This window comes from Variovorax sp. 3319 (assembly GCF_031456585.1).
Taxonomy (GTDB): domain Bacteria; phylum Pseudomonadota; class Gammaproteobacteria; order Burkholderiales; family Burkholderiaceae_C; genus Variovorax; species Variovorax paradoxus_P.
Map to the genome: position 1 here is coordinate 12899 of NZ_JAVDUZ010000007.1, position 20071 is coordinate 32969.

Below are 20071 nucleotides of genomic sequence, written 5' to 3' on the forward strand. Positions count from 1 at the left end.
CCCATCAGCGCATCAACCGATTCCGAGCATCCGCTTGTTCGCGGCCACGTCCACCCCGCCGGCAGCGAAGTCGTCGAAGGCCCGCTCGGCCACGCGAATGATGTGGTCGGCAATGAAGGCCGCGCCCTCGCGCGCGCCGTCCTCGGGATGCTTGATGCAGCATTCCCATTCGAGCACCGCCCAGCCCGGAAAGTCGTACTGCGCCATCTTCGAGAAGATGGCGCCGAAGTCGACCTGCCCGTCGCCCAGCGAGCGGAAGCGCCCGGCCCGGTTGATCCAGCTCTGGAAGCCGCCGTACACGCCTTGCTTGCCGGTCGGGTTGAACTCGGCATCCTTCACGTGAAAGATCTTGATGCGCTCGTGATAGTGGTCGATGTACGCCAGGTAATCGAGCTGTTGCAGCATGAAGTGGCTCGGGTCGTACAGCAGGCAGGCGCGCGGATGGTTGTTCACGCGCTCCAAGAACATCTCGTAGCTCACCCCGTCGTGCAGGTCTTCGCCGGGATGGATTTCATAGCCCACGTCCACGCCCGCTGCATCGAACGCGTCGAGGATCGGCCGCCAGCGGCGCGCGAGTTCGTCGAAGGCTTCCTCGATGAGCCCTGGCGGACGCGGCGGCCATGAGTAGAGGTAAGGCCAGGCCAGCGCACCCGAGAAGGTGGCGTGCGCCGTGAGGCCGAGATTGGCCGAGGCCTTGGCCGCGAAGTGCAGTTGCTCCACGGCCCACTGCTGGCGCCGCACCGGGTCGCCACGCACCTCGGGCGCCGCAAAGCCGTCAAAGCCCGCGTCGTAGGCCGGATGCACCGCAACCAGCTGGCCTTGCAGATGGGTCGACAGTTCGGTGATCTCGACGCCGTGCGCGGCGAGCGCGCCCTTTACCTCGTCGCAGTAGGTCTTGCTCTCGGCGGCTTTCTTCAAATCGAACAGGCGCGCGTCCCAGCTCGGTATTTGCACGCCCTTGTAGCCAAGGCCGGCGGCCCAGCCGGCAATGGCGTCGAGCGAGTTGAACGGGGCTTGGTCTCCCGCGAACTGGGCCAGAAAAATGGCCGGGCCCTTGATCGTCTTCATGCTTGTCTTCCTTCTTGGTCGTGGCGGCGTTGAAAGCATACTTGGCGTGTCGTCCGACCCCGTGCGAGAGGCCAAAGCGCCAAAATGGACTTTCCTTTTCGCACAGCACCTGCTGCCAGCATCGCGATGCCACAACCCGTCTCCGCCCGGCTGAAGATCGGCCTGTCTGCCTGCTTTTCCCACGCGGACCCGGCGCGCTCGCTGTTCACCAACAAGACGCTCCAGTACGTCGAGCAGTCGATCGCGCACTGGCTCATGTCGGCCGGCGCCATGGTGGTCATGGTGCCTTGCCCCACGGGCGAAACCGCACGCGGCGACACCAAGCTGTCGCACTACGCCGAATGGCTCGATGGTGTGGTGATGCACGGCGGCGCCGACGTATGGCCCGGCAGCTACGGCGAGGTGCCGCTCAAGGACGCGTGGGTGGGCGACCGCATTCGCGACCTGTACGACCTGGCGCTGGTCGAAGCCTTCGAGCAGGCCGGCAAGCCCATCTTCGGTGTGTGCCGCGGGCTGCAGCTGATCAACGTTGCTTTCGGCGGCACGCTGTACCAGGACATCGAGGCCCAGCACCATCACCCTGAAGCCGTGCGGCACCGCGACCCCGTCACCTACGACCAGAATTTTCACCAGATCGAAATCGTGGACGGCACCCGCTTGTCCAAGCTCTATCCCGAGGTAAAGACTGCGCGGGTCAACAGCATTCACCACCAGGGGGTGAAAGACCTCGCACCGGGTTTCGAGATCGAGGCCTGGAGCCTGCCCGACCGCGTGCCAGAGGCCATCCGGCGGCGCCCCGAGCGCGGCCGCAGCTACATAGCGGCCACGCAGTGGCACCCCGAGTTCCACAAGTACGGCAGCACCGAGACGGTCGACGACACGCCCATCCTGCATGACTTTCTGTGGGCCTGCGCCACTGCGAAGGTGGCGCCCCGCACCACGCCGAATGCAGGGCCCGGGCGCATTCGCGACCGCGCGGCGCGGGTGCTGCGCCAGGCGCTGCTGCGCCGCTGAACCTTCCGGCGGCTAGCGCCGGTCAGACCGGTTGGTGCTGCCGCTGGCGCCGGCATCGATGGTGCCGAACACCGTTACGCCGCTGCCCGACGACGAGGTGGCGCGGTCACCGCCGCTTGCCGACCCGGTACCGGCGCAGCCCGCCAGGGCGCCCACTGCAATGGCAAGAACAGCTGCAATGATTGGCTTCACGCAATCTCCAGGATGTTTGACTTGCAGCCACTATAGGACCGGGAAGGCCCGAGGCTCGCCTGCGGGCTGTAACAACACGCACGCGCGCCAAGGCGTTCAGCCCTTGCGCGGATCGGTGGCCAGCAGCATCTCGACCAGCGACCGCAGGTGCTCCTGCAGCCGCGCCGCACCCGCTTCGTCGAGCGCCAGCGTGGCCTCGTCCATGTAGAGCTTGCGATTGATCTCGACCTGGATGCTGTGCCGGTTTTCAGCCGGCCGGCCGTGGCGGCGAACCAGTTCCACGCCCTTGTAGGGGTGGTTGTAGTCCACGCTGTAGCCGTGGGCGCGCAGATGCTCGCAGATCTTTTGCGAAAGCGCCGGGTCGGCGGTGCTGCCATCGCGGTCGCCAATGACGAAGTCCGCGTGCGCGAGCCCCGGAAAATCCGTGGCATGGCTGCCTGCGATTGCCGGCATGGAATGGCAGTTGATATGAATGCTGTAGCCGTGCCGCACGTGCGCAGCCTCGACCGCCTCGGCCACCGCCGCGTGGTACGGCCGCCAGCAGTTGTCGATGCGCCCGCGCACCTCGTCCACTGCAAGCAGCCGGTCGTAGATGGGCAGGCCTTCGTCGGTGAGCTTCCAGATCAGGCCCTTGCCGAGCCGAACCTTGGAAAGCACGCGCGGGTCGTCCGAAAGCGGCTCGGTCCAGGGGCCATCGAGCAGCGTGGTGTCCAGCTCCGTGGTGTCGCGGTTGGCGTCCAGGTAGCTGCGCGGAAAGTGCGCCTCTATCCAGGCCGCGCCCATGGCGGGCGCAAACGCGTAAAGCTTCTCGACGTGCGTGTCCTCGGCCCGGCGCAGCGTGGCCAGGTCGCACGCAGGCCGGAAGTCCTCGGGGTAGACGGTCCCGCTGTGCGGCGAATCGAGCACCAGCGGCGTGCGCCCGGCAACGCTCGTCACCTGGGCGCGGGTTTGGATCAGTTTCAAGACTGGGTGCATAGGCAAATCAGGTCAGTCCAATCGGATGCGGGCAAACGCGGCAACCTTCTTCATCTTCTCGATCTCGCTGTCGATCTGCTTGGCGAACTCCGCGGGCGTGGTGCCCGAGGCGTAGAGCCCCTGCAGCGCCAGCCGCTCGCGCACCGTGGCGTCCTTCAGTGCGGTGGCCACGGCCTGCTGCATGCGCAGCGCAATGTCGGCCGGCGTGCCGGCGGGCGCCACCAGCCCGAACCACGAGGGATCGTTGTTGGCCGGATAGCCCAGTTCGCGATACGTCGGCACCTCGGGCAACACGTCGAGCCGGCTGCTCCACGACACCGCCAGTGCCTTCAGCTTGCCCGCCTTCACATGCGGCAGCGACGAAGCCACCTGGTCGAAATACACCGGCACTTCGCCCGCGAGCACGTCATTGATGGCCGGGCCCGCACCGCGATAGGGGATGTGCACCATCGAGGTTCCGGTGCTGCTCTTGAAGAGCTCGCCCCACATGTGCCCGATGGTGCCGTTGCCCGGCGATGCGTAAGACACCTTGCCGGGGTTCGCCTTCAGGTACTTCACCAGCTCGGCGAAGCTCTTCACCGGCAGCACCTGCGGGTTGATGACCACGACGCCCGGCGCCTTCACCAGCTCGGTCACCGCGACAAAGCCCTTGATCGGGTCGTAGGGGAGCTTCTGGTAGACGGCCGGATTCACGCCGTGGGTGGAGAGGGTGGCCACGCCGAAGGCAAGGCCGTCCGGCGCCGCGCGGGCCACTTCGGCCATGCCGATGGAGCCGCCGGCCCCAGCGCGGTTGTCGATGACCACGGGCTGCTGGAGGATCTTGGCCAGCGGCTCCGAGAGCACGCGCGCGGTGATGTCGGTGGCGCCGCCGGGCGGGAAGGGCACGATCATGCGGATCGGCTTGCCTTGCTGGGCAAAGGATATTCCTGGAGCGACAGAAACGGCAGCCAGGGCGGAAAGAAGATGACGACGTTGCATGGGGTCTATTCCAATGAGACAGAGGGTAATGAGCAAAAGTTGCTGCGTTACTTAAAGCAAAGGATATACCCGCTAACATTCTGATTTGGAATGTTTTAATGGGCTTCCAGCCATGTCGCTCCGCCGCCTCAACCCGCCCCTGAACCTGCTGCGCGCCTTCTCTACCGTGGTGCGCTTTGGCGGCGTGTCGCGCGCCGCGGAAGCGCTGCACCTGACGCAGGGCGCTGTCAGCAAGCAGGTGCAGGAGCTTGAGCGCTGGATTGGCGTTCCCCTGTTCGAGCGCAGCCGCAAGCGCCTGGCGCTCACGCCAGCGGGCGAGCGCTACGAGAAGTCGGTGCGCGCCGTGCTCGCGCAGCTTGAGGCCGCCACGCTGGAGCTCATTACCAGCGGCGACGGCGGCGGCGCGCTGCACCTGTCCACGCTACCCACCTTCGGCGCCAAGTGGCTGATTCCGCGCCTGCCCGACTTTCAGCGCAGCCATCCGCAGATCACCCTGCATTTCGTGCCCTACACCCACGGCTACGACTTCGAGCGGCCCGAGCTCGACTGCGCCATCCTCTTTGGCGACGGCCACTGGCCCGGGGCTCGCTCGCACTACCTTGCGGGGCAGGACGTGGCGCTCATCGCGCCGCGTGCCGGCCAGGCCGAGGTGGCCATTCGCACGCCGCAAGACGTGGCGCGCTGCACGCTGCTGCGCCACGTGACCGTGCCGCAATCGTGGCTGCAATGGAGCGAGGCGCACGGCGTGCGCGGACTCGATCCGCTGGCCGGCCCGCAGTTCGACCAGTTCCAGACCATGATCCGCGCGGTGATGGTGGGCATGGGCGTGGCCCTGGTGCCACGTTGCCTGGTGCAGGACGAAATTGCCTCCGGCCTCGTGGACGAGCCGCTCCCTGGCGGCGGCTACCGCGGCAACGAGGGCTACTGGTTCTGCTACCCCGAGGGCCGGGGCCAGCTGGCCACGCTCGACCATTTCCGCCGCTGGCTGCTGGCGGAGGTCGATCGCAACGCGGAAACGCCGCCGGCCCTCACCTGACCGGCGCGGCGTTTATCTATTCAGGCTTGGCGCCCGATGCTTTCACTGCGCCGCCCCAGCGCTGGATCTCGCTTGCCACGAATCGGTCGAACTCCGGGCCCGTGGTGGGCGTGGGCTCGGAGCCCCGCTCGCGTATGAAGCGCGCCATTTGCTCGCTCTTCAGGATGTCGGTCACTTCCTGGCTCAAACGCGCCGTGATCTCGGGCGGGGTGCCGCGCGGCGCCATCAGCCCGAGCCAGCCCACGGCTTCGAAGTCTTTCGTTCCCGACACGCCGCTTTCGCGCACGGTGGGCACATCGGGCAGTTGCGAGGTGCGCCTGGCCGATGTCACCGCCAGCGCAATCGCCCGGCCCGACTTGATGTGCGGCAGCGCGGCCGTCACGGAGTCGACCATCAGCGGCACCTGGTTGCCAAGAAAATCCGCCTGTGCCGGGCCGCTGCCGCGGTAGGGAATGTGGGTAATGAAGACGCGCGCCGCCGACTTGAACATTTCGCCCGACAGGTGCTGCGTGCCGCCGATGCCGGCGCTCGCGTAGCTCAGCTTGCCGGGCTCGGCCCTGGCGCGTGCGGCCAGGTCGGCCATGCTGCGAATGCCGCTTTCGGGCGTGGCCAGGAACACCAGCGGCACCGTGGCGATGAGCGAGATGCCCACCAGGTCCTTGCGCGGGTCGAAGCCCGGCTTGGCGTAGAGCGTCTGGTTCACCGCCATCGCGCTTCCGGCCACCACCAGCGTGTAGCCGTCGGCCGGCGAGCGCACCACGAACTCGGTGCCGATGTTGCTGCCGGCGCCGGCCTTGTTGTCGACGATCACCGGCTGGCCCAGCCGCTTGCCGAGCTGCTCGGCAAGTGCGCGCGCGAAGATGTCGGTGGCCTGTCCGGGCGGGAAGGGCACCACCAGCTTCACGGGCCTGTCAGGCCACGCGGCGGCCTGCGCCAGGCCGCACGTGCCGGCAAACAATACCGCGGCACCGGCCACCAGGCCGGCGGCGAAACGCCTGCGCTGCGCCTTCATGGTGCCGACAGGTGTTTGCCCACGATGCCCGCCAGTTCGAACATCGTGACCTGGTCCTTGCCGAACACCGGCTTCAGCTTGGCGTCGGCATTGATCGCGCGCTTGTTGGTCGCGTCCTGCAAGCCGTTGGCCTTGATGTAGTCCCACAGCTTCTTGATGACTTCGGTGCGCGCCACCGGCTCGGCACCGATCACGGCGGCCAGCGAGTCGCTCGGCTTCAGGCCCGCGCCGGGCTTGCGCGGCGCGGCGGCCTTCTTCGCGGCCGGTGCTTTCTTGGCGGCAGGGGCCTTCTTGCCCGCCACCTTCTTGGCTGCGGCCGTCTTGCCCGCGGGGGCCGCCTTGCCGAAGGTCTTGCGCGGCGGGAACTTGCTGCCGCCTTCGCGCGGGGCGAATTCGAAGGTCACCTTGCCTTCTTCGGCGTTCCAGGTCAGGAAGGCCTTGAAGGCGCGGCGGGTGCGCATGCTCACGAACTTGTCGAGCAGGTCGGTCTTGCCGGTGGCAAGCAGCTTCTCCATCTGTGCGCGCTCCACAGGCTGCTGCAGGATGATCTTGCCGGTCTTGAAGGTGCAGCTCGGCGTTGGCTGCGCGTTGGTGGGCACCGATTTTTCGCAGACGTAGTTGCTGCCGTGCTCGAACACCGGCGCGCCGCACATGGGGCAGGGCCCCACGGTGTCCTGCTCGCTGAAGTCGACGATCTCGCCGGTGTCGGCGTTCTTGTCGTCGCCAAAGTCGAACTCGAGCTTCCAGTTCTTCGCTTCGTCGTCGAACTTCAGCACGATCTCCGACGTGAAGGGCCAGCCGGCCTTGGAGCGGAAGCCTTCCAGCGGGCCGATGTGCTTGTCGCGCAGCAGCGCCTCGGCCTCTGCTACTTCGAAGGTGCGGCCAGCCGGCGACTTGCCGAACGAGAAGCCGCAGGGCTCTTGTCCGGCCTTGCCGGTGCAGCTGTAGCGGCGGTAGTTTTCCTTCACCACGCCGCCGCAGTTGGGGCAGGGCGTGGCCAGCGTGGCGTAGTCGCCGGGCACGGTGTCGCGGTCATATTCCTTGGCCTTCTTGACGATGTGCTGCGTCATCTCGGCAATTTCGCGCATGAAGGCATCGCGGCTGAGCGCGCCTTTTTCCATTTGCGCGAGCTTGTATTCCCACTCGCCCGTGAGCTCGGCCTTGGAGAGTTCTTCAACGCCCAGGCCGCGCAGGAGCGTCATCAGCTGGAAGGCCTTGGCTGTGGGAATCAGCTCGCGGCCTTCGCGCAGCATGTACTTTTCGGCGATCAGGCCTTCGATGGTGGCTGCGCGCGTGGCTGGCGTGCCCAGGCCCTTTTCCTGCATGGCCTCGCGCAGTTCGTCGTCGTCGATGGTCTTGCCGGCGCCTTCCATTGCGCCCAGCAGCGTGGCTTCCGAATAGCGCGCCGGTGGCCGGGTCTTCAGCGCCTTCAGGTCGGCCGATTCGGTCTTTACCGTTTCGCCGGGCTTCACCACCACCAGGTTCTTGCCGTCCTTCTCGTCATCGTCGTTGATGGCTTCCTTGCCCCAGATGGCGAGCCAGCCCGGCTTCACCAGCACCTTGCCGTCGCTGCGGAACGGGTACTTCTTGCCACCGGCTTCCACGGTGCTGATGCGCGTGGTCACCTGGAATTCGGCGCTCGGGAAGAACACCGACATGAACCGGCGCACCACGAAGTCGTAGAGCTTCTGCTCGGCGTCCGAAAGTCCGCTGGGCGCCTGCAGCGTTGGAATGATGGCAAAGTGATCCGACACCTTGGCGTTGTCGAAGATGCGCTTGTTGGGCTTCACGTAGCTGCCGTCGACCGCTTGCTGCGCAAAGGGGGCAAGGTGCTTCATGCCGCTTGTGGCAAGCATCTTCATCGTGTCCTTCACCACCGGCAGGTAATCTTCGGGCAGTGCGCGCGAGTCGGTACGCGGGTAGGTCAGGGCCTTGTGGCGTTCGTACAGGCTTTGCGCCAGCGCGAGCGTGGTCTTGGCCGAGAAGCCGAAGCGGCCGTTGGCCTCGCGCTGAAGCGACGTCAGGTCGAACAGCATCGGCGAAGCCTGTGTGGTCGGCTTGCTTTCTTCGGTGACGGTAGCCGGCTTGCCGCGCGCCGCATCGGCAATCTCGCGGGCTTCGCGCTCGCTCCATACGCGGTCGGCGCGAATCTCGGCATCGGTTGCGCCGTCGGGGCCTGCCGGCGGCTTCTTGAAGTTCGCGTCGAACCACTTGCCCGGGTACTGGCCGGCCTCGGCCTGGAATACGCCGTGGATTTCCCAGTAGTCGCGGCTCACGAACTTGCGGATCTTTTCTTCGCGCTCGACCACCACCGAGAGCGTGGGCGTCTGCACGCGGCCCACCGTCGTCAAAAAGAAGCCGCCGTCGCGCGAATTGAAGGCCGTCATGGCCCGGGTGCCGTTGATGCCCACCAGCCAGTCGGCCTCCGAGCGCGAGCGCGCTGCGTCGGCCAGGCCCTGCATCTGCTTTTCGGTGCGCAGCGCGTCGAAGCCGTCGCGAATGGCCTGCGGCGTCATCGACTGCAGCCACAGGCGCTTCACCGGCTTGTTCAGACCGGTCTTGCCGCCTGCGTACTGCTCGATCAGGCGAAAGATCAGCTCACCCTCGCGGCCCGCGTCGCAGGCATTGATGAGTTGCGTCACGTCCTTGCGCTTGGCCTGCTTGACCACGGCGTTCAGGCGCGTCTTGGTCTTGTCGACCGGCTTCAGGTCGAAGTGGGGCGGAATCACCGGCAGGTTCGCGAAGCTCCACTTGCCCCGCTTGACGTCGAACTCCTCGGGCGCCTGGATTTCGACCAGGTGGCCGACAGCGCTGGTCACGACATAGCTTTCGTTCTCGAAATGCTCGTCATGTTTGTCGAACTTGCCGGCCACCGGCGTGAGGGCGCGGACGATGTCCTGTGCCACCGACGGCTTTTCTGCAATTACCAAAGTCTTCATCAACATTCCTAAAAGAGTTCCCAGGCCGGCGCCGAGCCGCCTCAAGGCGACCTGCGGCCCCCTTCGGGGGGCAGCGACGACACGCCGTGCGAGAGCGTGGGGGCCACATACAATCTGCGGCTTCCCGCGTGTGCGCACGCGCACACGCGCATGTGTGCATATTCAACCTAACAGACTTCGGCGATGCCTTCCAAATCCCCACAATTCGCCGGCCGCCGCATTCAGATGCGGCGTTCGGATGTCCACGGCAACGGCGTGTTCGCGGTGGACGACCTGGCCGAAGGCGAGACGCTGATCGAATACAAGGGCGAAGTCATCAGCTGGAAAGAGGCGCTGCGCCGCCATCCGCACGACCCGTCCCAGCCCAACCACACCTTCTACTTCCATATCGACGACGGCCGCGTGATCGACGGCAACGTCAATGGCAACGCTGCGCGCTGGATCAATCATTCGTGCGAGCCGAATTGCGAGGCCGACGAGGTCGACGGGCGCGTTTATATCAAGGCGCTGCGCAATATTGCTGCAGGAGAAGAGCTCAACTACGACTACGGCCTGATCATCGACGAGCCCTACACGCCCAAGCTGCTGGCCGAGTTTCCGTGCTGGTGCGGCTCCGAGAATTGCCGCGGCACGTTGCTGACGCCCAAGGACGAAGACGAAGAAAAGAAAAAGAAGAAAAAAGCGAAGAAAAAGGCTGAAAAGAAAAAAGCCGAAAAACAAGCCGAGAAAAAAGAGGCAAAGAAGGCGGACAAAAAGGCCGAAAAGAAGGCTGAAAAGAAGTCGGAAAAAAAGAAGTCCATGAAGGACGAGGCCGGCAAAGGCTGAGCATGAGCACCACGGCCGCCTGGTTCGAAGAGCGGATTGCCGCTGCAGTGGCGCCGCTGTTGCCCGGCTTCGCGGTCGAGGCGGTGGCCGAGATCGACTCGACCAACACCGAGCTCATGCGCCGCGCGCGCGCCGGTCGCGCCGAGCCGGTGCTCCTGGTGGCCGAGCGCCAGACGGCCGGGCGCGGCCGCCTTGGCCGGCCCTGGCAAAGCGCCCAGCAGGGCGAGCAAGAAAACGCCGCCTCCCTCACCTTCTCGCTGGGCCTGCCGCTTGTGCCGCGCGACTGGTCGGGTCTCTCGCTGGCCGTGGGTGTCGGCGTGGCCGAAAGCCTCGACCCGTCGGGCGATGCGAAGGTGGCGCTCAAGTGGCCCAACGACCTGTGGGTGAACGACCGCAAGCTGGCCGGCATCCTGATCGAAACCGCCACGCCGCACGCGGGCCGTACCGATGCAGCGGCCTCGCCGCGCTACGTGGTGATCGGCATCGGCATCAACATCGGTCCTCGCGAAGCCGAGGGCATGCGCACTCCGCCCGCGTGGCTGCGCGAATGGCGCCCTGACGCCATCGCGCCCCAGGTGCTTGCCGAACTGGCCGCGCCGCTGGTGCGCAGCGTGCAGGCTTTCGAGGCCCAGGGCTTCGCGCCCTTTGCCGAGCGCTTTGCTGCGCGTGATGCGTTGCGCGGGCGCGAGGTGCAGCTGAGCGACGGCAGCTCCGGCACGTGCGAAGGCGTGGCCTGGGGCGGGGAACTGCAGGTGCGCACGGCCGGCGGCTTGCAGATGGTCTCGAGCGACGAAGTCAGCGTGCGTCCTCGCGGCATGGCTTTCTGAGATTCACCATGAAGTTGCGCCTCGTACTGATCCTTCTCATCCTGGCCAACGGCGGCTACTGGCTGTGGTCTCGCGGCGACCTTGCCGGCTTCGGGTTGATGCCGGCCGGCATCACCGAGCGCGAGCCGCAGCGCCTCTCGCGCCAGGTCCACCCCGAATGGCTGCAGATCCGCAAGGACGGCAAGACCGGCAACGGAAACACTACCGCTGCGCCCTGAACGCGCTGTAAATCAAGGCGCTACTTCTTCGCCCTCGAAGCGCACCGTAAAGCGCGCGCCCGGCGGTTGCCGGCCCGGATGCGCGTCTTCGAGCTTGACCTGGGCATGATGCTGGTTGGCAATTTCCCGCACGATCGGCAAGCCAAGTCCCGAGCCGTCGGCCTCGTTGCCCAGCACCCGGTAGAACGGCTCGAACACAAGCTCGCGATCGGATTCCGCAATGCCCGGGCCGTTGTCTTCCACCTGCAGCAGCACCACGTGGCCGAACGGGTCGGCCAGCACGCGCGCGGTAATCACGCCGGGCCGCTCGGGTGTCGACGGGGTGTAGTTGATGGCGTTGTCGACCAGGTTGCGCACCAGCTCCTTCAGCAAGGTGGCGTTGCCTTCGAGCACCACGCCGGGTGCGCCTTCCTCGGCGCCGTCGTAGCCAAGGTCGATGCGCTTCTCGATGGCGCGCGGCACGGCTTCGCGAATCACTTCGATGGTGAGCCGGGCCAGGTCGCAGGGTTGGCGGCCCGTGCCCGCGCCGGTGCTTTCGGCACGGGCGAGCGACAGCAACTGGTTGACGGTGTGGGTCGCACGCACGCTGGCGCGGCCAATCTGCTTGAGCGACTGCTTCAGCTCGTCGGCGTTGGCACCTTCGCGCTGCGCCAGGTCTGCCTGCATGCGCAGGCCCGCAAGCGGCGTCTTGAGCTGGTGCGCCGCATCGGCGAGAAAGCGCTTCTGCGTGTGGATCGAATCGTTGAGCTTGTCGAGCAGTTCATTGACCGAAGACACCAGCGGCACCACTTCGAGCGGCACCGACGATTCGTCGAGCGGGCTCAGGTCGCCGGGGCGCCGCTCGCGGATGCGCGCCTCCACCACCGAGAGCGGCTTGATGCCGCGCACCAGTGCCAGCCAGATCAACAGCACCGCGAGCGGCAGGATCGCGAATTGCGGCAGCAGTACGCCCTTGATGATCTCGATGGCCAGCACAGATTGCTTCTCGCGCGTCTCGGCCACCTGCAGCAGCGCGGGGGCCGATTCGTCGCCGCCATCGGCCAGCCAGAGCGACGCCACGCGCACCGGCTTGCCGCGCATCTCGCCGTTGCGAAGCGTGACCACGCCCGTGACCGGGGGCTCGTCGGTGTTTGGGTGAGGCACGTCGGCCTCTCCGCTCAGGAGCTTGCCGTGGCTGTCGAGCACCTGGTAGTAGACACGGTCGGCGTCGTCGGCCCGCAAGATCTCGCGCGCCGGCTGCGGCAGCACAAACTCCGTCTGGCCCTGCTGCACGGTGACCAGGCGTGCCAGCGTCTGCACGTTGTATTCGAGCGCGCGGTCGAACGGCGCATTGGCAATGCCCTGTGCCACCAGCCACGTGACGCCGATGCTCACCGGCACCAGCAGCAGCAGCGGCGTGAGCATCCAGTCGAGGATCTCGCCGAACAGTGAGCGCTGCGCGCGCTGGAACAGTTTCAAGGCTTACGGCCTCCGAAGCCCTCGGGCGAGCCCCCGGCGGTCATTGCTGGATTTTTTCGAGGCAATAGCCCAGGCCGCGAACGGTGGCAATGCGCACCGGCCCCTTCTCGATCTTCTTGCGCAGGCGATGGATGTACACCTCGATGGCGTTCAGGCTCACTTCTTCGCCCCACTCGCACAGGCGCTCCACCAGCTGGTCCTTGCTGACCAGGCGGCCGGCGCGCTGCAGCAGCACCTCGAGCAGGCCGAGTTCGCGCGCCGAAAGCTCGACCATCTTGCCGTCGATGGTTGCCACCCGGCCGGCCTGGTCGTACACCAGCGGGCCATGCCGGATGGTGTTGCTGGTTGCGCCCATGCCGCGGCGCGTGAGCGCCCGCACACGCGCTTCGAGCTCTTGCAGGCTGAAGGGCTTGGCCATGTAGTCGTCGGCACCGTGGTCCAGGCCCTTCACGCGTTCTTCCACGCTGTCGGCCGCGGTAAGCACCAGCACGGGCAGTTGTGAACCGCGCGCGCGCAGGCGTTTGAGAATCTCGATGCCGTGCAGATTGGGCAGCCCGAGATCGAGAATCAGCAGGTCGAACTCGCTGTGCGTCATGAGTGCGGTGTCGGCCTGCGAACCATTGGCCACGTGGTCGACCGCCGCGCCCGAAGTGCGCAGGCTGCGCAGCAGGGCATCGGCCAGCACCTGGTCGTCTTCGGCAATCAGAATCCGCATGAGCCACCTCCGGCCGGTTCGGGCGCGCACTGGCGCCGTTCACATTTGTCTCTCTCCCGGCCGAGTCTAGCCCGCTGTGTACGCTTCCAGACCGATGGTTACCACGGTGGCGACGTCGTTGCCGACGCTGGCGCGGAACTCGCGCTCGGCCTGTGTGACCGCGCCGCGAAAAGCGTCGAGCCATGCCAGCCCGTCGGCTGTGAAAAGCACGCGCCGCGCACGCGCATCGAGCGGGTCGGGCCCGCGTGTGACCAGCCCCCAGGCTTCGCATTGGTCCACCAGTGCGCCCATCGCCTGCTTGGTCATGCCGGCGCGCTCGGCCAGTTCGGTCAGGCGCGAACCTTCGCGTGCCAGGTGCCGCGTGATGTGGATGTGCGCAGCGCTTACCTGTGCGCGGGCGGCCAGGTTCGACAGCGCCAGCGGCACATCGACGTCGTGCGCCATCAGCTCGAGCACGCGCTCGTCGAAGCGGCGCATCGCGTGGCCCAGCAAGCGGCCCAGATGGGTTTGCCGCCAAGCATCGGGATCGGTCGGAAAAGCACTTTCAGCCATTGCGCAAATGGTAAAGCAAACTGACTAAAAAGTGGGTTTACTCAAACCAATGAGCCCCTACACTACTGTTCAAGCATCCAGCCTGTAATTAAAAGCAGATGGATGGCAGTCACACACAAATCGTTGATTTTCAAGGAGATTTCCACATGGACGCAGTCGTCAAGGGCTCAAGCATCTCGGTCGCCAACAGTGAAAAGGCCAAGGCCCTGCAAGCCGCGCTGGCACAAATCGAAAAGCAGTTCGGCAAGGGCACGATCATGCGGCTCGGCGAAGGCGAGGCGCTCGAAGACATCCAGGTGGTCTCCACCGGCTCGCTCGGCCTGGACATCGCGCTGGGCGTCGGCGGCCTGCCGCGCGGCCGCGTCATCGAAATCTACGGCCCTGAATCGTCGGGCAAGACCACGCTCACGCTGCAGGTCATCGCCGCCATGCAAAAGCAGGCCGGCACCTGCGCTTTCGTCGACGCCGAGCATGCGCTCGACGTGCAATACGCCCAGAAGCTCGGCGTGAACCTGTCCGACCTGCTGATCAGCCAGCCCGACACCGGCGAGCAGGCGCTCGAAATCGTCGATTCGCTGGTTCGCTCGGGTGCCGTCGACCTGATCGTGGTCGACTCGGTGGCCGCGCTCACGCCCAAGGCCGAAATCGAAGGCGAAATGGGCGACTCGCTGCCCGGCCTGCAGGCCCGCCTGATGAGCCAGGCGCTGCGCAAGCTCACCGCGACCATCAAGAAGACCAATTGCATGGTCATCTTCATCAACCAGATCCGCATGAAGATCGGCGTGATGTTCGGCTCGCCCGAAACCACCACCGGCGGCAATGCGCTGAAGTTCTACGCCTCGGTGCGCCTGGACATCCGCCGCATCGGCACCATCAAGAAGGGCGACGAGGCCATCGGCAACGAAACCAAGGTGAAGGTGGTGAAGAACAAGGTCTCGCCCCCGTTCAAGACGGCCGAGTTCGACATTTTGTTCGGCGAAGGCATCAGCCGCGAAGGCGAAATCATCGACATGGGCGTAAACGCCAAGATCCTCGACAAGTCGGGCGCCTGGTACGCCTATAACGGCGAAAAAATCGGCCAGGGCCGCGACAACGCACGTGAGTTCCTGCGCGAGAACCCCGAGTTGTCGCGCGAAATCGAAAACAAGGTGCGCGAGTCGCTGGGTATCCCGCTGCTCGCAGCCGATGCAGACGCCCCCGCGGCCGAAAAGGCCGAGAAGCCTGCAAAGGCAGCCAAGGCCGAGAAGGCTGACAAGGGCGAGTAAGCGAGCACGGCGGCTCCTGTGGGGCCGCGCGAGCGAACAGCAGGCATGGCCTTCGGTGCCCCCTCCCTCAAAGGCCGCGCGTTGCGGCTCCTGAGCCAGCGCGAACATTCGCGTGCGGAGCTGGAGCGCAAGCTGGCCAAGCATGAAGAAGAGCCCGGCACGCTGGCGCGCGCGCTCGATGAACTTGCCGCCAAGGACTTCATCAGCGAGCCGCGCGTGGTGGCATCGGTGCTGAACCAGCGCGCCGCCCGCTCGGGCGCATTGCGGGTGCGGCAGGAACTGCAGGCCAAGGGCATTGCGCCCGAAGCCATTGCAGAGGCCGTAGCCAGCCTCCAAGACACCGAGGTAGAGCGCGCCACCGCGTTGTGGCGCCGCCGTTTCGACGCACCGCCCGCCGACGCGAAGGAGCGCGCCAGGCAAATGCGCTTTCTGATGGCGCGCGGCTTCTCGGGCGCGGTGGTGGCCAAGGTACTCAGGAGCAATTTCGATGGCGACAACGAACCAGGCGAATGAAGATGCTGCCGCAATGCAGTCCCGTGTCGTTACGCAGCGCGTGGCCTGCGACTGGCGCCGCGCCTATGCGCTAGCCTCAGACCCGGCCCGGTTGCCCGACTGGGCGAGCGGCCTGGCCAAGAGTGCACTGGTGCCGCACGGCGATCATTGGGTGGCCACCACGCCGGATGGCGAAGCCCGCCTTCGCTTCGTGCCCGCCAACGATCTTGGTGTGCTCGACCATTGGGTAGCCCCCGAAGGCGTGTCCGAAATCTATCTGCCGTTTCGCGTGATCGGCGTGGCGTCCGGCATTTGCGAGTTCCAGTTCACACTGCTGCGCCAGCCGCACATGGACGATGCGGCCTTCGAGCGCGACGCTGCCTGGATTGCACGCGACTTGCAGTCGCTGCGGCGCTTGCTCGAAGCGGACTGAGCCGCGGGCTGCCCGGCCTCGCCCCGGGGGTGCGGGCTTGGGGTTCGTCCAATGGCATGATCGGCGCGGCCGGTCCCACTCGTGGGCCGCCTTCACAAAACTTCGGAGGAGGAACCCCATGTCTTCAGGATCTGCAGACCAGCCGTCGCTCGTGCGCACAGGCGCCAAGGCCGGCGCCGCTTTCATCGGATCGGTGGTCAAGGGCGGCTTGCTCTCGCTCGTTCTCGGCGGTGGCGCCTTCTTCTATTACCTGAGCCAGCTGCAGGGTCCCGGCAACACGGCGGCGCGTGCGGGCGGCGCCGGTGCCGTGCTCGCGTTGGTCACGTCGCCTCCTCTGCTGGTTGCGGTGCTGCTGCTTCTCTTTGTGGCCGTCTACATGATGCTCGGTGTGCAGCAGGGCCGCGCCAAGGCAATGCAGCACCTGGTGGCCGCGCGCGGCGAGGCTGTGTCCCAGCGGCTGGGCGGCGCAATCGCAGGCCGCATCGAGGCGATGCCACGCACGCACGGCACGCTGCAAAGTGCGGCCGACTGGCTGTCGGTCGATGCCCTGAGCAAGCAGCTTGCGCCGGTGCTGGGTGAGGGCAAGGCGGTACGCGCGGTGGTCGGCTTTGTGCTTAACCGTCTGCCGCTGAGCGACATGCTCGCCGAATGGCAGCAAGGCCGTGCAGCGCATGGAGAGCCGACGGCTGGAGAAGAAGGAGCGGCGCAGGACCCCGCCCTGCGCGCACTGCTTACGCGCCGCATCAACGAAACACTGCAGGAAATGGCCGAGCCATCGAGCAAGCCGCTCTACATTGCGCTGGGCGCGCACGCGGTCTTGCTGGGGGTCGGCCTGTGGCTCGTCAGGTGAGCTGAGAACGACGGCTGGCGCTCAGAGCGCCAGCATCAGTTTCAGGTTCTGCACGGCAGCGCCGCTGGCGCCCTTGCCCAGGTTGTCCAGACGCGCAATCACCACCGCATGGCGGTGGTCTTCGTTCGGGAACACGCGAATCTCGAGCTCGTTGGTGTCGTTGAGCGCCAGCGCGTCGAGCTTGCCGTTGTCGGTGGGTGGCAGCACTTTCACGAACTGCTCGGGCGTGTTGCTCTTGGCGTAATGCGCGGCAATGGCATCGTGCAGGTCGCCCGCCTTCGGCTTGCCGGGCAGCAGGTCGAGGTGCAGAGGCAACTGCACGAGCATGCCCTGCTTGAAATTGCCCACCGAAGGAATGAAGACGGGCCGGCGGGTGAGGCCGGTGTACTTCATGATTTCAGGGATGTGCTTGTGCTTGAGGCCGAGCGCGTAGGTTTCGAAAAGCGGCGCCTTGCCGCCCTCGTACTCCTCGATCATGGCCCGTCCGCCGCCCGAGTAGCCGCTGACCGAAGGCAGCGAAACCGGAAAGTCCGCCGGCAGCAGGCCCGCATCGACCAGCGGGCGCACGATGGCGATGGCGCCCGTGGCATAGCAGCCCGGGTTGCCGACACGGTCGGCCGCGGCGACGGCCTGCCAGTGGCCTTCCACCAGTTCAGGAAAACCGAATACCCAGCCGGGCGCCACGCGGTGCGCGGTGGAGGCGTCGATGATCTTCGGCTTTTTGCCCGGCAGCTGGTCGATGAGCGCGACCGACTCTCGTGCGGCGTCGTCGTGCAGGCAGAGCACCACCAAGTCGACGCCGGCCATCAGCTCGCGCTTGGCGTTCACGTCTTTTCGCAGCTCGGGCGCAATGCTCACGAGCTCGATTTGCGGCATCGTCTGGAGCCGCTCGCGAATTTGCAAGCCGGTGGTACCGGCTTCGCCGTCGATGAAAACCTTGGCCATATCGGAGTATCCGTGGGGTCGCTAGAAGAAAGTACGTATTGACCGCAAGGTCACGTCGAGTATTGGTGCGCCGCACCATGATACAGTCCGCGGTTGTTCGCCGCCCCCAACCGTCAGGTTGCCGTCGCCCGCGAACAACAGAGCCAAAGACGCCTCAGACCCCAGATCTCCCGTTCTCAACTTCCTCCTTCCGAGAGACATCCCTCATGAAGATTCACGAGTACCAAGGCAAGGAAATTCTTGCCAAGTTCGGCGTGCCGGTGCCGCGCGGCATTCCGGCATATACGGTCCAGGAGGCGGTCGAGGCCGCCCAGAAACTTGGAGGCCCGGTCTGGGTCGTCAAGGCCCAGATTCACGCGGGTGGCCGCGGCAAGGGCGGCGGCGTCAAGGTCGCCAAGTCCATCGAGGACGTCAAGAAGCTCGCCGGCGAAATTCTCGGCATGCAGCTCAAGACCCACCAGACCGGCCCTGAAGGCCAGAAGGTGCGCCGCCTCTACATCGAAGATGGCGCCGATATCAACAAGGAATACTACGTCTCGGCCGTGACCGACCGCGCAACGCAGAAGATCGCGTTCATCGCCTCGAGCGAAGGCGGCATGGACATCGAGGAAGTGGCCCACTCCACGCCCGAGAAGATCATCACGGTGTACGCCGACCCCAAGGAAGGCCTGACCGACGCGCAAGCCAAGCAAATTGCCGACGGCATCGGCATGCCGGCCGATTCGACCGCGCAAACGGTCGACATCCTGAAGAAGCTCTACACCTGCTACATGGAGACGGACGCCTCGCTGGTCGAGATCAACCCGCTCAACCGTGACAGCAAGGGCAACGTCATGGCGCTGGACGCCAAGTTCAACTTCGACAGCAACGCACTGTTCCGCCACCCCGAGATCGTGGCCCTGCGCGACCTGGACGAAGAAGACGCAGCCGAAGTCGAAGCCTCCAAGTTCGACCTGGCCTACATCTCGCTCGACGGCAACATCGGCTGCCTGGTGAACGGTGCCGGCCTGGCCATGGCCACCATGGACACCATCAAGCTGTTCGGCGGCGAGCCGGCCAACTTTTTGGACGTGGGCGGCGGCGCCACCCCCGAGAAGGTCACCGAAGCCTTCAAGATCATGCTGAAGAACAAGAATGTCGAGGCCATCCTCGTCAATATCTTCGGCGGCATCATGAAGTGCGACACCATTGCCACCGGCGTGATCGCAGCCTGCAAGGCCGTGAACCTGCAAGTGCCGCTGGTCGTGCGCATGAAGGGCACCAACGAAGTCGAAGGCAAGAAGCTGCTGGCCGAATCGGGCCTGCCGATCATCAGCGCCGACACCATGGCGGAAGCGGCCCAGAAGGTCGTGGCAGCAGTCAAGAAGGCCTAAGGAACAAGTCATGTCGATCTACATCAACAAAGACACCAAAGTCATCACGCAAGGCATTACCGGCAAGACCGGTCAGTTCCACACTGAAAAGTGCCAGGAATACGCGAACGGCAAGAACGCCTTCGTGGCTGGCGTGAACCCCAAGAAGGCCGGCGAGTCGATCTTCAACATCCCGATCTTCGGCTCGGTGAAGGAAGCCGCTTCGCAAACCGGCGCCACCGTGTCGGTGATCTACGTGCCGCCGGCAGGCGCGGCCGCCGCCATCTGGGAAGCCGTCGAAGCCGACCTGGACCTGGCGATCTGCATCACCGAAGGCATTCCGGTTAGGGACATGCTCGAAGTGCGCAACAAGATGAAGGCCAAGGAAGCGGCCGGCGGCAAGAAGACCTTGCTGCTGGGCCCGAACTGCCCCGGCCTGATCACGCCCGACGAAATCAAGATCGGCATCATGCCCGGCCACATTCACCGCAAGGGCCGCATCGGCGTGGTCTCGCGCTCGGGCACGCTCACGTATGAAGCCGTGGCGCAGCTCACCGAAATCGGCCTCGGCCAGTCGTCGGCAGTCGGCATTGGCGGCGACCCGATCAACGGCCTGAAGCACATCGACGTGATGAAGGCTTTCAACGACGATCCGGACACCGATGCGGTCATCATGATCGGCGAAATCGGCGGCCCCGACGAAGCCGACGCGGCCCGCTGGTGCAAGGAACATATGAAGAAGCCCGTGGTCGGCTTCATCGCCGGTGTTACCGCTCCTCCCGGCAAGCGCATGGGACACGCCGGTGCGCTGATCTCGGGCGGTGCCGACACGGCCGATGCCAAGCTCGCCATCATGGAAGAGTGCGGCTTTACCGTGACGCGCAACTTCTCCGAACTGGCAAAGCTGCTCAAGGCACAGCTCTAA

At 65.6% G+C, this 20071-nt stretch carries 21 protein-coding genes; 11 read left to right on the forward strand and 10 right to left on the reverse strand.

All coding sequences use genetic code 11. The features are described from left to right. Positions 1 to 12 precede the first annotated feature (12 nt). Entirely contained in the window at positions 13 to 1068 is a 1056-nt protein-coding gene (locus J2X67_RS15130; protein WP_309954112.1) for a sugar phosphate isomerase/epimerase, read from the reverse strand. Between the two features lie 126 nt (positions 1069 to 1194). Here J2X67_RS15130 and J2X67_RS15135 point away from each other — a divergent pair, with 126 nt between their 5' ends. Beyond that, positions 1195 to 2082, forward strand: coding sequence for a type 1 glutamine amidotransferase (locus J2X67_RS15135; protein ID WP_309954113.1), 888 nt, complete (start codon positions 1195 to 1197; stop codon positions 2080 to 2082). A gap of 12 nt (positions 2083 to 2094) precedes the next feature. Here the strand turns inward: J2X67_RS15135 and J2X67_RS15140 are convergent, their stop codons facing one another. The 3 genes from J2X67_RS15140 to J2X67_RS15150 form a co-directional block, all read right to left on the reverse strand. Next, the gene (locus J2X67_RS15140; protein ID WP_309954114.1) at positions 2095 to 2274 is read right to left on the reverse strand and encodes a hypothetical protein; all 180 of its coding nucleotides are present in this window, start codon (positions 2272 to 2274) and stop codon (positions 2095 to 2097) included. A 96-nt stretch (positions 2275 to 2370) separates the two neighbouring features. Further along, positions 2371 to 3249 (reverse strand): N-formylglutamate amidohydrolase, encoded by an 879-nt coding sequence (locus J2X67_RS15145; protein WP_309954115.1) that lies wholly within the window; start codon positions 3247 to 3249, stop codon positions 2371 to 2373. A 12-nt stretch (positions 3250 to 3261) separates the two neighbouring features. After that, complete coding sequence (locus J2X67_RS15150; protein ID WP_309954116.1) at positions 3262 to 4227, reverse strand: tripartite tricarboxylate transporter substrate binding protein BugE; 966 nt, start codon at positions 4225 to 4227, stop codon at positions 3262 to 3264. 112 nt (positions 4228 to 4339) lie between these two features. Between J2X67_RS15150 and J2X67_RS15155 the strand changes: the two genes are divergently transcribed. After that, entirely contained in the window at positions 4340 to 5263 is a 924-nt protein-coding gene (locus J2X67_RS15155; protein WP_309954117.1) for a LysR substrate-binding domain-containing protein, read from the forward strand. Positions 5264 to 5279: 16 nt separating this feature from the next. On the opposite strand, the gene J2X67_RS15160 is transcribed toward J2X67_RS15155, so the two are convergent. Then, positions 5280 to 6275 carry a tripartite tricarboxylate transporter substrate binding protein gene (locus J2X67_RS15160; protein ID WP_309954118.1) on the reverse strand — a complete coding sequence of 332 codons (996 nt, stop codon included), beginning with the start codon at positions 6273 to 6275 and terminating at the stop codon, positions 5280 to 5282. Further along, positions 6272 to 9214 (reverse strand): DNA topoisomerase III, encoded by a 2943-nt coding sequence (locus J2X67_RS15165; protein WP_309954119.1) that lies wholly within the window; start codon positions 9212 to 9214, stop codon positions 6272 to 6274. Before J2X67_RS15165 ends, J2X67_RS15160 begins: the two co-directional genes overlap by 4 nt. 183 nt (positions 9215 to 9397) lie before the next feature. On the opposite strand from J2X67_RS15165, the gene J2X67_RS15170 reads away from it, so the two are divergent. Genes J2X67_RS15170 through J2X67_RS15180 form a run of 3 tightly spaced genes read left to right on the forward strand, consistent with a single transcriptional unit; the run spans position 9398 to position 11084 of the window. Beyond that, positions 9398 to 10039: an SET domain-containing protein-lysine N-methyltransferase gene (locus tag J2X67_RS15170; RefSeq protein ID WP_309954120.1), complete on the forward strand. Its 642-nt coding sequence runs from the start codon at positions 9398 to 9400 to the stop codon at positions 10037 to 10039. 2 nt (positions 10040 to 10041) lie between these two features. Further along, positions 10042 to 10866 (forward strand): biotin--[acetyl-CoA-carboxylase] ligase, encoded by an 825-nt coding sequence (locus J2X67_RS15175; RefSeq protein ID WP_309954121.1) that lies wholly within the window; start codon positions 10042 to 10044, stop codon positions 10864 to 10866. Positions 10867 to 10874: 8 nt separating this feature from the next. Next, complete coding sequence (locus J2X67_RS15180; RefSeq protein WP_309954122.1) at positions 10875 to 11084, forward strand: sporulation protein; 210 nt, start codon at positions 10875 to 10877, stop codon at positions 11082 to 11084. 12 nt (positions 11085 to 11096) lie between these two features. Here J2X67_RS15180 and J2X67_RS15185 read toward each other — a convergent pair whose 3' ends face one another. The 3 genes from J2X67_RS15185 to J2X67_RS15195 form a co-directional block, all read right to left on the reverse strand. Continuing rightward, positions 11097 to 12542, reverse strand: a complete 1446-nt coding sequence (locus J2X67_RS15185; RefSeq protein WP_309954123.1) for a sensor histidine kinase N-terminal domain-containing protein — start codon at positions 12540 to 12542, stop codon at positions 11097 to 11099. 40 nt (positions 12543 to 12582) lie between these two features. Further along, on the reverse strand, positions 12583 to 13257 hold the full coding sequence (locus J2X67_RS15190; protein ID WP_157616436.1) for a response regulator transcription factor: 675 nt from the start codon (positions 13255 to 13257) through the stop codon (positions 12583 to 12585). A 66-nt stretch (positions 13258 to 13323) separates the two neighbouring features. Further along, positions 13324 to 13809 (reverse strand): helix-turn-helix domain-containing protein, encoded by a 486-nt coding sequence (locus J2X67_RS15195; RefSeq protein WP_309954124.1) that lies wholly within the window; start codon positions 13807 to 13809, stop codon positions 13324 to 13326. 146 nt (positions 13810 to 13955) lie between these two features. Between J2X67_RS15195 and recA the strand changes: the two genes are divergently transcribed. The 4 genes from recA (at position 13956) to J2X67_RS15215 (ending at position 16849) form a co-directional block, all read left to right on the forward strand. Next, positions 13956 to 15074 carry a recombinase RecA gene (gene recA, locus J2X67_RS15200; protein ID WP_309954125.1) on the forward strand — a complete coding sequence of 373 codons (1119 nt, stop codon included), beginning with the start codon at positions 13956 to 13958 and terminating at the stop codon, positions 15072 to 15074. Positions 15075 to 15119: 45 nt separating this feature from the next. Further along, complete coding sequence (gene recX / locus J2X67_RS15205; RefSeq protein WP_309954126.1) at positions 15120 to 15587, forward strand: recombination regulator RecX; 468 nt, start codon at positions 15120 to 15122, stop codon at positions 15585 to 15587. After that, entirely contained in the window at positions 15562 to 15999 is a 438-nt protein-coding gene (locus tag J2X67_RS15210; protein ID WP_309954127.1) for an SRPBCC family protein, read from the forward strand. Before recX ends, J2X67_RS15210 begins: the two co-directional genes overlap by 26 nt. A 118-nt stretch (positions 16000 to 16117) precedes the next feature. Next, a complete protein-coding gene (locus J2X67_RS15215; protein WP_309954128.1) occupies positions 16118 to 16849 on the forward strand; it encodes a hypothetical protein in 732 nt (243 codons plus the stop codon). A 21-nt stretch (positions 16850 to 16870) separates the two neighbouring features. On the opposite strand, the gene argC is transcribed toward J2X67_RS15215, so the two are convergent. After that, entirely contained in the window at positions 16871 to 17794 is a 924-nt protein-coding gene (gene argC / locus J2X67_RS15220) for an N-acetyl-gamma-glutamyl-phosphate reductase (protein WP_309954129.1), read from the reverse strand. Positions 17795 to 18000: 206 nt separating this feature from the next. On the opposite strand from argC, the gene sucC reads away from it, so the two are divergent. Together sucC and sucD are read left to right on the forward strand one after the other, a co-directional pair. Then, positions 18001 to 19167 (forward strand): ADP-forming succinate--CoA ligase subunit beta, encoded by a 1167-nt coding sequence (gene sucC, locus J2X67_RS15225; protein WP_309954130.1) that lies wholly within the window; start codon positions 18001 to 18003, stop codon positions 19165 to 19167. A 10-nt stretch (positions 19168 to 19177) separates the two neighbouring features. Beyond that, positions 19178 to 20071 (forward strand): succinate--CoA ligase subunit alpha, encoded by an 894-nt coding sequence (gene sucD / locus J2X67_RS15230; RefSeq protein WP_007828710.1) that lies wholly within the window; start codon positions 19178 to 19180, stop codon positions 20069 to 20071.